Source organism: Allobosea sp. BE125, assembly GCF_031456075.1.
Taxonomy (GTDB): domain Bacteria; phylum Pseudomonadota; class Alphaproteobacteria; order Rhizobiales; family Beijerinckiaceae; genus Allobosea.
On record NZ_JAVDTY010000017.1, the window covers coordinates 61,207 to 72,517 of the forward strand.

Here is an 11,311-nt window from a genome sequence, read left to right on the forward strand (position 1 = left end):
CGAAAGCCGCACTTCTTTTCGCACGCGCCTGCGGCCGGGCTTGCCACGGCCAAAGATCTGGCCTCAGCCGAAGATGCGGAACTTCGCCTTCTTCTCCTCGACAATCTGGGCCTCTTCCGGCCCCGGATCATCGGGCGCATGCGAGACGGGGAAGATCACGGGCGTGGCGCGCGTGTCGCCCTTTGCCGGCGCGGCCTCGGGCTTGGCTGCGGCTGGCTTTGGTTCCACGGCAGGTTTGGGCTCCGCGACAGGCTTTGGCTCCGCGGCAGATCTGGCCTCCTCGGGCGGCTTGGGCGCAGGCTCGACGGTGGCTGCCGGCGGCGGCTCGCTCGGCTTGGGCGGCGGCATGGCCGGAATGCTTGCAGGTTCGGTCGTCACGGTTTCGGCGCGGGCCTCGATCAGCGGCGCGGAATCGTCGAGATCGGCCAGGACATCGTCGAGCGCCGGGGCATGGCTGCCGAGCGTGGCGGGCGGCACGGTCCAGACGAAGGCGTCGAGCCGCCCCGAGATCGGTGAGACCGGCAGCCATTGATCGGAGACCAGCCCGTCGGCGACCCAGGCGGCGTCGCGCGGTGCGCGGGTCGCGCGTGCGAGCCATTCGCGCACCTTGCCGGCGGCACCGTGCTCGGCTTCCTCGAGCTCTGCCATCAGCAGGCAGGCGCGCACCGAGGCGCCGCCGGCGAGCAGCGGCTTCAAGGTTGTGCGGGCCTTGGCGAAATCGCGGGCGTGGATGGCGGCGTCGGCGAGCGCCAGCACGCCTTCGGGATCGGCCGGGCGCAATTTCGCCAGCGTGGTCGCGCGGTTGAGCCGATCCTGGGCGCTGTCGCCGGAGCGGACATCGAGATAGGCGGCGGCGATGTCGGGATGGGAGACCTCCTTCCAGGCGGCCTCCAGGATCTTGGAGGCTTTGCGGATGTCGCCGCGCTCGGCCAGCATGCGGCCGGCCAGCACCGCGGCCGGCGTCAGGCTGGGTGCGAGCTTGGTCGCCTCCAGCGCGGCGGCGAGTGCCTTTTCCGGCTCTCCATCGCGGGCCTGCAGGGCTTCGGCTGCGAGCAGCACGGCGCGCTGGCGCTTGGCCTCGGCCTTCTCGGCCAGCCTCAGGGCGGCACGGCGCTCGACGGCGGTGCGCGCCGCCTGCCAGTCGCCAGCGCTGGTGTGGAAGTCGAGCAACGCGTCATTGGCCCAGGCGAGCGAGGGCGAGCGGCGCACGGCGTCGTCGGCGAAGGCGCGCGCGGCGGTCATGTCGCCGCGACGCCTGGCCTCGACGAAGAGGCCGCGCAGGCCGAGCACGCGGGTCTCGGGCTTGTCGAGCATGGTCTTGAAGGCAGCCTCGGCCCGGCCGCGATCGCCGGAGAGCTGGGCGGCCTGCGCCTCCAGCAGCAGGGTCAGGGGCTCGTTGCCGGAGAAGCGGCGCGCATCGACGGCGTGGCGGCTGGCGGCGATGGGGTCACCCGCGCCGATCGCGACCATGCCGCGCGAGACGGCTTCAAAGCCGCGAGCGCGGCGGCGGGCCCGCGAGGCGAAGCTGAAGGCAGAGGGCAGGCCGAGCACGAAGCGCGCCAGCGCCCAGGCCAGCATCGCCAGCATCGCCAGCACGACGACGCCGATGGCGGCGATCGCGACGCTGGTCTCGATGCGGTAGCCCTGCCACAGAATCGAAACTTCGCCGGGACGATCGGCGAGCCAGACGGCGCCGACCGCGAGGCAGGCGAAGACAAGGAGATAGAGCAGAACCCGAACCATGAACTCTATCCTCCGTCAGCCCGCCGCGCCGAGCGCGGTCACGGCATCCTGTGCGATTTTTGCAATCGCGGCATCTGCCTGGGCCCGTTTCTGCAAAGCCGTGCCGAAATCGGCGCTGCCGCGCCGCGCCGGCTCGGGCAGCTGGTTCCAGAGGCCAGCCGCCACGACGATATTCCCGCTCGCCAGCGCGTTCTCCAGCCGGATCAGCAATGTGGCGGGATCATTAGAGCCGGTGTCGCCCACGGGGCGGATCGTGACGATACGGCTGGCGAGCCCGAGCAGGCGGTCCTGCCAGCTGGCTGTCGCCGGGGTCATTTCCCTGGCGAACATGGCCCGCTGCTCGCGGAACTGCGCGAGCAGCGTGTCACGGGTCGGGGCGCCGGTCGCCGCGACCGCATTCAGCGCCGCGATCTGCTCGGGCGCGCCGCCGCCCCTTGCGAGCGCCGCCACATCGCTGGCGAAGGGCTGGCCCGAGGCGATGGCGCTCTGGATGCGCTCGGCCAGGACGATGCGTGCGGCGGCAAGGGCCTGCGGGCTGGGTGCGGAGGCTGTCTTGGCGAGGGTCTCGACCGTGCCGAGCCGCTGGGCGAGCGCGTTGGCGGCGGCCTCGGCGCGCTGGGCCTGGGCACTCAAGCCCGCGATGGCGCCGGAATCGGCGCTCTGGGTGCCTTGCGCCTTCGCCTGTTCGCCAAGCCGGGTCGCGGCGGCTTGCGCCTCCGTCCCGGCCTTGACGGCGGCATCCGCCTTGCGGTCGAGCGCGGCGGTGGCGCCTTGCAGGCTGTCGAGCCGGGCGCGGAGTTCGGCGATCTGCGTAACGTCGACGGCAGGCGTCGTGCGGCTCCAGGCCAGCATGGTGAGGCCTGCGCCGGCCACGCCGCCGACGATGCCGGCAAGCGCGAGGGCCGGCCAGGGCAGGCGCGGCCTCGTCGCCTGCAGGGGCGGCGTTTCGGCTGTGCCGGCGCGGCGCGATCCTTCGTCATCAGGGCCGCCACGCGCGGCCGAGGGCTTGGTCTCGGGCGCGGCGAAATCGGGCGCGACGAATTCTTTGGGCAGCGCCTCGGTCGGCAGCACGGCCTCGGATGCGGCTGCGCTTGCGGACGCCGTGTCCGTTACGGAGGGCTGGGCGTCTTGCGCCTTTGACGTGTCCTGCGCCTTTGACGTGTCCTGCGCCTTCAGATCGATGGTCGGCGGCGTGCGGCGGGCACGGCCACGCTTCATCGCTTCAGCGTCGGGCTCGGTCATCGGGCCTGTCTCCGTCTCGACGCCTGTCGTCGCAGCCGGTTCGTCTCTAACATCGTCGCGCAGGCGATTGCGAGCGGACACTTGATCGAGGGCGGCGAGCAGGCCGGCCTCTTCCGGATGTTCGGCGACCAGCACCGTGCTGGCTCCAGCCGTGATCAATGGCGCCGCGACGTCCGCCGAGAGCGTGACATGGGTCAGCGCCAGGGCAGGCTCGGCGAGGCCGGCCTGCCGCGCCAGCGCCAGGAAGGTTCGGGCGCCGCGCGGTGAGTAATGCAGGGCGGCGTCGACCTTGCCGTCACGCAGGGCTTGAGTCGCATTCGCCGGGAGCGCGGTCACGGCCTCGGCTGCATAGGCCGTCCAGATCGTCACGTCGTAACCGGCGTCCCGCAAGCGCTGCGGCACATCCTCATGGTTGTCCCGGCCGGCGATCAGAAGCAGCCGCGAGGGCGCCGGCAGATTGCGGCTGATCAGATCGATGAGGTCATGGCGATTGCCATCGGCGCTGCGGGCATCGGCATAGCCGGCCTCACGGGCCTTGCCGGCGGTGCGTGCGCCGACGCTGAAGACGGGCAGCTCGCGCCAGCCCGGGGGTGCGTCGGCGAGCGCGCTCACCGCATTGCCGCTGGTCAGGACGAGTGCGGAGAAATCTCCGGTCGGAGCCGGCTCGGGCAGACGCACGACCGTGAACAGCGGCGCGATCAACGGTTCGCAGCCGCGCGCGGCAACCGCGCGGGCGCTGCGCTCGGCATCGGCCTGCGGCCTCAGTACGAGTATGCGCATGCGGTCTCCTCTTGCGCCGGGCATCATCAGGCAAGGCTCCCATCTGAAGCATGAACGCTTGGACTGCGCTCGTGTTCGCCGTCGAATTGGTTAGCGATCGCGGCGTGCCCGATGACGACGTAGTCAGAGGGGATGTCGCGGAGTGGGGTTGCGATTCCGGCCATGCCTTAGGTCCCCCCTCAAATGGCCGCTCTGCCGGCGGCTCCGGATGTGTCATGCCAGACCGGCATCCCAGACTCGGTATTCCAGAGTTGGTGTCCGGGCCGCAAGACCGCCTCTTGGCCTTATGCTCGCTCGCGCACTATACGGGGGAATTCCCGGCGCGAAACTGCCGGTTCTTCACGACCGAATTCCTGCGCCCGCCTATTCCGTCACAGCTGCTGCGAGACCAACCGGCCGATCATGCGAGTTTTGGGCATAGAGACGACTTGTGACGAGACCGCGGCTGCGATTGTCGAGGTCACACGCTCCGGCGAAGCGAAAATCCTGTCGAACGAGGTGCTGAGTCAGATCGCCGCACATGCGGCCTTTGGCGGCGTCGTGCCGGAGATCGCGGCGCGGGCCCATGTCGAGGCGATCGACCGTATCGTCGGCAGCGCCTTCGAGCGCGCGGGGCTCAAGCCTGCCGAGATCGATGCGGTGGCGGCCGCCGCCGGCCCGGGGCTCGTCGGCGGCGTCATGGTCGGGCTGACCACGGGAAAAGCCATTGCGCTGGTGACCGGCAAGCCCTTCATCGCGATCAACCATCTCGAAGCCCATGCACTGACGGCGCGACTGACCGACGATCTCGCCTTTCCCTATCTGCTGCTGCTCGTTTCGGGCGGGCACACGCAATTGCTCGCCGTGCGCGGCGTCGGCGACTATCTCAAGCTCGGCGGCACGATCGACGACGCCGTCGGCGAGGCCTTTGACAAGATCGCCAAGATGCTGGGCCTGGCCTATCCGGGCGGCCCTTCGGTGGAGCGCGAGGCGGAGAAGGGCGATCCCGAGCGCTTCGACTTTCCCCGCCCGATGAGCGGCCGGCCGAATCCGGATTTCTCTCTGTCTGGCCTCAAGACGGCCGTGCGCCTCGTCGCCGAGCGGATCGCGCCCTTGTCGGATCGCGATGTCGCCGATCTCTGCGCCTCCTTCCAGGCGGCGGTCGTCGATGTGATGGTCGACCGGACACGGGCTGGCCTGCGCGCCTGCCGTGCCGCCGGCATCACGCCGTCGGCGCTGGTCGTGGCGGGCGGCGTCGCCGCCAATCAGCCGATCCGGCGCGGGCTGACGCGGCTTGCGACCGAGGCCGGCCTGCCGATGGTGGCGCCGCCGGTCGCGCTCTGCGGCGACAATGGCGCAATGATCGCCTGGGCTGGGTTGGAGCGGCTGCGCCTGGGGCTGATCGACGATATGAGCGCGGTCGCGCGTCCGCGCTGGCCGCTGGACGAGCTCAGGCCGCAAGATCTCGTACCGCGCGACGCCAAGGCCGGGGAATGAGCGGGCTCACGGCCTCTTCCGTCATCGGCATTGTCGGCGGCGGCGCCTATGGTACGGCCTTGGCGTTGGCCGCGGCGCGGGCTGGGCGCGAGGTCCTGTTCTGGGCCCGCGACGCGGCGACGGTCGCGGCGATCCGGGAGACCCGCCAGACGCCGCATCTGCCGGGCGTGATCCTGCCAGAGGCAATCACCGCGACAGGGTCGCTCGCGGCGTTGAGCGCCTCTGGCGCCTTCGTGGTCGCGGTGCCGACGCAGAGCCTGAGGCAGGTCTGCGAGGGGCTGGCGCAGGCGCTGCCGTCCGGCCGGCCGGTGATCTCAGCCGCCAAGGGCATCGAGCAGGCGACCGGCCTGTTCACCACGCAAGTGATCGCGCAGGCCTGGCCGGGCTCGCCGGCTGCGATCCTGTCGGGCCCGAGCTTCGCCGCCGATATCGGACGCGGCCTGCCCACGGCGGTGACGCTGGCCGCGCAGGACGCAAATCTGGCGCGGAGCCTGGCGGAGGCGCTGAGCTCATCGGCCTTTCGCATCTATCACAGCGCCGATCCGCGCGGCGTCGAGATCGGCGGAGCGGCCAAGAACGTGCTCGCCATCGCAGCGGGAATCACGATTGGCCTAGGCTATGGCGAGAGCGCCCGCGCCGCGCTGGTGGCGCGCGGCTTTTCTGAATTGCGCCGCTTCGGTGAGGCTTTTGGCGCGCAAGGCGAGACGCTGATGGGGCTGTCGGGGCTCGGCGATGTCGTGCTGAGCTGCGCCTCGCCGCAATCGCGCAATTTTGCCTTCGGCCTGGCGCTGGGGCAGGGGCGGCCGATTGCGGACGCTTCGGGTGGCAAGCTGGCGGAGGGGGCGTTCACCGCTTCGGTGCTGGCGCGGATTGCGCGGGAGCACAAGGTCGAGATGCCGATTGCGGATGCGGTCGCGGCGATCATCGCAGGCGAGATCGGCGTGCGCGAGGCAGTGGCCGGGCTCCTGGCACGACCGATCCGCGCCGAGAATTGAGGCGAGCCGGAGCGTGCTGAAGCGAGCTGCGATCTTGCTCTCCGTCGGGCTCGTCCTTGCCTTGGGCTTGGAGTTCTCGCAGTTCTTGCGAGCAACGCCGGTGCTTGCAGCTCAAAACGAGCAGGCGACGCTTGTTCTGATCGAGAAGGGCACGCGAAGGCTGACGCTGGAGCGAGATGGCCAAGTGCTGGCGCGCTATGCGGTGGCCCTCGGCTCCGATCCCATCGGCCAAAAGCAGCGGGAAGGTGACGGCCGGACTCCGGAGGGTGTCTATGCCGTCGACTTCTAGCATCCGCGCAGCCGCTATCACCTGGCCTTGCGCATCTCCTATCCGGATCAGCCGGCGCGCGAGACAGCGCTGCGGGCCGGCGTCTCTCCCGGCGGCGACATCATGATCCATGGTATCCGCAATGGCCTCGGCTGGCTCGCCGGGCTGCATCGCAACCGCGACTGGACGGATGGCTGCATTGCGGTCACCAATGCCGAGATTCGCGAGATTTGGTCGCGTGTTCCGGACGGGACGCGCGTGGAGATCCGACCATGAGACGTCGGGACGAAGGAGGCGGCAATGGCCAATGACTGGTCCGACCTGACGAAGCGCGTGGCGCGCGGCATTGCCGAAGTCCGCAAGACGACGGGCTCGGAGCTTGTTGCCGAGAGCCTGCCGGTGGCATTGGCGGGCCGTGTGCCGGCCGGCCCGGTGATCCAGCATCGCCGCCGCCGCGCCGAGGATACGCATCGCTTCGTGCTGATCCTGCCCTTCGGCGAGGGCGAGGTCCGGGTCGAGCTCGATCCGCAGGATTATGCCGCCCTGACGCGCGAGATGGTGCGGTTCTGGAACGAGCAGGGGCAAGCGGCCTCGAAACCACCGAGCCCGATGAAAGAGGAAGAGGCCTGATGGCACATTGGCTGATCAAATCCGAACCGGTGAAATGGTCCTGGGAACAGCAGGTCGCGGCCGGCGCCAAGGGCACGCATTGGGACGGCGTCAAGAACCATACCGCCAAGCTCAACCTGATGGCGATGAAGCAGGGCGATCAGGTCTTCTTCTACCACTCAAATGAGGGGCTCGAGGTCGTCGGAATCGTCGAGGTGATCAAGGAGGCCTATATCTGGATTCCGGGCGAGCCCTGGGTCCTGGTCGATTTCAAGGCGGTGAAGCCTTTGCCCAAGCCAGTGACGCTGGCGCAGGTCAAGGCGGAACCGAAGCTCGCCAAGATGTCGCTCGTCACCTCCTTCCGCCTCTCGGTGCAGCCGGTGACCGACGAGGAATGGGATCTGGTCTGCAAGATGGGCGGGCTTTGAAGACCGGCACGGCAGCCGAAAGTCTTTGAAACGAAAGTGCGAGGCCGCCCAGCTTGCCGCCTTGGCTGCCGGGACTATGATGCAGCGCATTCAAACCAAGCGGACGAGGCGAATCCAGCGATGCGCCCCCGAAGCCGCGATTCAGACGGCCCAGGTCTGGGGAGACGCCTAAAATGTCCGAGACGATCTATGATGTGCCCGCCGCATGGGCGAAGAAGGCGCATCTGAACGACGCCAAATACAAGAAGATGTATGCGGCCTCGATCAAGGATCCCGACGTGTTCTGGGGCGAGCAGGGCAAGCGGATCGACTGGTTCAAACCCTACAACAAAGTCCGCAACGCCAGCTACAAGCCCGGCAAGGTCTCGATCAAATGGTACGAGGATGGCACCACCAACGTCGCCTATAACTGCGTCGATCGGCATCTGGCGACGCGGGCCAAGCAGACCGCGATCATCTGGGAGGGCGACGATCCTTCGGAATCCAAGAAGATCAGCTACGGCCAGCTCTATACCGAGGTCTGCAAGTTCGCGAACGTGCTCAAGGCCAACGGGGTCAAGAAGGGCGATCGCGTCACCATCTACCTGCCGATGATCCCCGAGGCGGCCTATGCGATGCTCGCCTGCGCACGTATCGGTGCGATCCATTCCGTGGTGTTCGGAGGCTTCTCGCCCGATTCACTGGCAAGCCGGATCGAGGACAGCGATTCCAAGATCGTGATCACTGCCGATGAGGGTTTGCGCGGGGGCCGCCCCGTGCCGCTCAAGAAGAATGTCGATGCTGCCGATCCCAAGGTCAAGGGCGGCATCGGCAAGGTCATCGTGGTCAAGCGCACTGGCGGCAATGCCCATATGGTTGATGGCCGCGACGTCTGGTACCATGACGAGGCCGCCAAGGTTTCGGGCCATTGTCCGCCTGTTGAAATGAAGGCGGAGGACCCACTCTTCCTGCTCTATACCTCCGGGTCGACAGGAAAGCCCAAGGGTGTCCTGCACACGACGGCAGGCTATCTCGTCTACACTTCGATGACGCATCAATACGTCTTCGACTACCATGACGGCGACATCTACTGGTGCACGGCCGATGTCGGCTGGGTCACTGGACACAGCTATATCCTCTATGGCCCGCTCGCCAACGGCGCGACGACGCTGATGTTCGAGGGCATCCCGACCTATCCGACGATCTCCCGCTTCTGGGAGGTGATCGACAAGCACAAGGTCAACACCTTCTACACCGCGCCGACCGCAATCCGCTCGCTGATGGGCGCGGGCGAGGAACCGGTGAAGAAGACCAAGCGCAAATCGCTGCGTCTGCTCGGCTCGGTCGGCGAGCCGATCAATCCGGAAGCCTGGGAGTGGTATCACCGCGTCGTCGGCGATCGCCGTTGCCCGATCGTCGACACCTGGTGGCAGACCGAGACCGGCGGCATCCTGATCACGCCGCTGCCGGGCGCGACCAAGCTCAAGCCCGGCTCGGCGACGCGGCCCTTCTTCGGCGTCAAGCCCGAGATCGTCGATGCCGAGGGCAAGGTCCTGGAAGGCGCCTGCGAGGGTAACCTCGTCATCGCCGAGAGCTGGCCCGGCCAGATGCGTACGGTCTATGGCGACCATAAGCGCTTCGAGGAAACCTATTTCGCCACCTATCCGAACAAGTACTTCACGGGGGATGGCTGCCGGCGCGACGCCGACGGCTATTACTGGATCACCGGCCGCGTCGACGACGTGATCAACGTCTCCGGGCACCGGATGGGCACGGCCGAGGTCGAATCAGCGCTGGTGGCGCATCCCAAGGTCTCGGAAGCCGCCGTCGTCGGCTATCCCCACGACATCAAGGGGCAGGGCATTTACGCCTATGTCACGCTGATGGCCGGCGAGACGCCGAGCGAGGAGTTGCGCAAGGACCTGGTGTCCTATGTGCGCAAGGAGATCGGGCCGATCGCCTCGCCTGACCTGATCCAGTTCTCGCCTGGTCTGCCCAAGACGCGCTCGGGCAAGATCATGCGCCGCATCCTGCGCAAGATCGCCGAGGACGAGTTCGGTGCGCTCGGAGACACCTCGACCCTGGCCGATCCGGCGGTGGTCGACGACCTGATCGCCAACCGGCAGAACAAGCGCAAGGCAGGGTAAGGCGATACGTCGCGCGTCATGGCCGGGCTTGACCCGGCCATCTCCCGGGACGTTTGCTGGCCATGAGTTGCTCGGGTCAGGCCCGAGCATGACGGCGCGCGTCAAACGTCCTTTTTGACGCGCTTCCGCCCGGTCTTGGACAGCTTGCGCCCATAGAGTTCGAGCCGGTGGCGGACGATTTCGTAGCCCAGCTCGGCTGCGATCTTCGCCTGCAGCGCCTCGATTTCCGGCGATGAGAACTCCACCACCTGGCCGGTCTCGACATCGATCAGATGGTCGTGGTGCTGCTGGTCGGCGTGCTCGTAGCGCGAGACGCCGTCCTCGAAGGCGTGGCGCTCGATCGCGCCCTGCGATTCCAAGAGCTTCATGGTGCGGTAGACCGTCGAGAGCGACAAGGTCGGGTCGTGCTCGAAGGCGCGGGTGAAGATGCCCTTGGCGTCGGGGTGGTCGTGCGCCTCGGCGAGAATGCGCAGGATCAGCCGGCGCTGCTGCGTCATCCGCAAGCCAGCCTGCTTCAACTGGCCCTCGAAAATGGCCACGCGCTGCTCGATTCCGATCATTCTTCGCAGATAGCAAGGCTGCGACGCATTTGCAAAACAGGCATAATGCAAATCATTTGCAATTGCATTGACAGATGCAATTCGTTTGCAATAGCTATTGGGGAGATTGATAGCCAGCAGGAGAGAGCATGCCTTCGCGTCGTCATTTCATGGGTCGGTATTTCTTGGGTCTGTGGGCCGCCCTCGCTGTCGTGGGTGGTGTTTGCGCCGCGACAGTTCCGGCGCTGGCGCAGCCGGCGGCGGGCAAGCCGCTGCGGGTGGTGACGACCTTCACCATCATTCAGGACATGGCGCAGAACGTCGCCGGCAATGTCGCGATCGTCGAGTCGATCACCAAGCCCGGCGCCGAGATCCATGACTATCAGCCGACGCCGCTCGACGTGGTGAAGGCGCAGTCGGCCGATCTCGTGTTGTGGAACGGGCTCAACCTGGAGCGCTGGTTCGAGAAATTCTTCGAGAACGTCAAGAATGTGCCGAGCGCGGTGCTGACCGACGGCATCGAGCCGATGGGCATCAAGGAAGGCCCCTATCAGGACAAGCCGAATCCGCATGCCTGGATGTCGACCAAAAACGCGCTGATCTATATCGAGAACATCAGGAAGGCGCTGGCCAAGGCCGATCCTGCCAACGCCGCGACCTATGCCAGGAATGCCGCTGCCTACGCCGACGAGATCAAGGCGATGGACGCGCCGCTGCGCGCCCGGCTCGACAAGGTGCCCGCCGACAGGCGCTGGCTCGTCTCCAGCGAGGGGGCCTTCAGCTATCTCACCCGCGATTATGGCTGGCGTGAAGCCTATCTCTGGCCGATCAACGCCGACGAGCAGGGCACGCCGCAGCAGGTTCGCAAGCTGATCGACCTCGTGCGCAAGAGCAAGATTCCGGCCGTGTTCAGCGAAAGCACGATCTCGGACAAGCCGGCCAGACAGGTCGCGCGCGAGACCGGCGCGAAATATGGCGGGGTGCTCTATGTCGACTCGCTGTCGGCCGCAAACGGGCCGGTGCCGACCTTCGCCAAATTGCTGGAGGTGACAGTGGAGACGATCGCCAAGGGGTTTAGCCAGTGAAGACCCCTGTGATCAGTTCG

General features: G+C 67.3%; 9 protein-coding genes and 1 pseudogene. 7 read left to right on the forward strand and 3 right to left on the reverse strand.

Annotated elements, in window-relative coordinates:
• Nucleotides 1-63: 63 nt before the first annotated feature.
• Both J2Y55_RS28195 and J2Y55_RS28200 read right to left on the reverse strand, forming a co-directional pair.
• The gene (locus J2Y55_RS28195) at nt 64-1,743 is read right to left on the reverse strand and encodes a heme biosynthesis protein HemY (protein WP_310159929.1); all 1,680 of its coding nucleotides are present in this window, start codon (nt 1,741-1,743) and stop codon (nt 64-66) included.
• Between the two features lie 15 nt (nt 1,744-1,758).
• Nucleotides 1,759-3,765 carry a uroporphyrinogen-III synthase gene (locus J2Y55_RS28200; protein WP_310159930.1) on the reverse strand — a complete coding sequence of 669 codons (2,007 nt, stop codon included), beginning with the start codon at nt 3,763-3,765 and terminating at the stop codon, nt 1,759-1,761.
• 402 nt (nt 3,766-4,167) lie between these two features.
• On the opposite strand from J2Y55_RS28200, the gene tsaD reads away from it, so the two are divergent.
• The 6 genes and pseudogenes from tsaD (at nt 4,168) to acs (ending at nt 9,667) form a co-directional block, all read left to right on the forward strand.
• The gene (gene tsaD / locus J2Y55_RS28205) at nt 4,168-5,241 is read left to right on the forward strand and encodes a tRNA (adenosine(37)-N6)-threonylcarbamoyltransferase complex transferase subunit TsaD (protein WP_310159933.1); all 1,074 of its coding nucleotides are present in this window, start codon (nt 4,168-4,170) and stop codon (nt 5,239-5,241) included.
• Nucleotides 5,238-6,236 (forward strand): NAD(P)H-dependent glycerol-3-phosphate dehydrogenase, encoded by a 999-nt coding sequence (locus tag J2Y55_RS28210; protein WP_310159935.1) that lies wholly within the window; start codon nt 5,238-5,240, stop codon nt 6,234-6,236. The genes tsaD and J2Y55_RS28210 overlap by 4 nt, the downstream gene beginning before the upstream one ends.
• Before the next feature lie 100 nt (nt 6,237-6,336).
• Nucleotides 6,337-6,780, forward strand: a pseudogene (locus J2Y55_RS30185) (L,D-transpeptidase family protein).
• Between the two features lie 24 nt (nt 6,781-6,804).
• A complete protein-coding gene (locus J2Y55_RS28225) occupies nt 6,805-7,134 on the forward strand; it encodes a hypothetical protein (protein ID WP_092174829.1) in 330 nt (109 codons plus the stop codon).
• Nucleotides 7,134-7,541 carry an EVE domain-containing protein gene (locus tag J2Y55_RS28230; protein ID WP_310159944.1) on the forward strand — a complete coding sequence of 136 codons (408 nt, stop codon included), beginning with the start codon at nt 7,134-7,136 and terminating at the stop codon, nt 7,539-7,541. Before J2Y55_RS28225 ends, J2Y55_RS28230 begins: the two co-directional genes overlap by 1 nt.
• A gap of 173 nt (nt 7,542-7,714) precedes the next feature.
• Nucleotides 7,715-9,667, forward strand: a complete 1,953-nt coding sequence (gene acs / locus J2Y55_RS28235; RefSeq protein WP_310159948.1) for an acetate--CoA ligase — start codon at nt 7,715-7,717, stop codon at nt 9,665-9,667.
• Between the two features lie 101 nt (nt 9,668-9,768).
• Here the strand turns inward: acs and J2Y55_RS28240 are convergent, their stop codons facing one another.
• Nucleotides 9,769-10,227 carry a Fur family transcriptional regulator gene (locus tag J2Y55_RS28240; protein ID WP_310159951.1) on the reverse strand — a complete coding sequence of 153 codons (459 nt, stop codon included), beginning with the start codon at nt 10,225-10,227 and terminating at the stop codon, nt 9,769-9,771.
• A 128-nt stretch (nt 10,228-10,355) separates the two neighbouring features.
• Here J2Y55_RS28240 and J2Y55_RS28245 point away from each other — a divergent pair, with 128 nt between their 5' ends.
• Nucleotides 10,356-11,291: a metal ABC transporter substrate-binding protein gene (locus tag J2Y55_RS28245; RefSeq protein ID WP_404979056.1), complete on the forward strand. Its 936-nt coding sequence runs from the start codon at nt 10,356-10,358 to the stop codon at nt 11,289-11,291.
• The last annotated feature ends 20 nt before the right edge of the window (nt 11,292-11,311 follow it).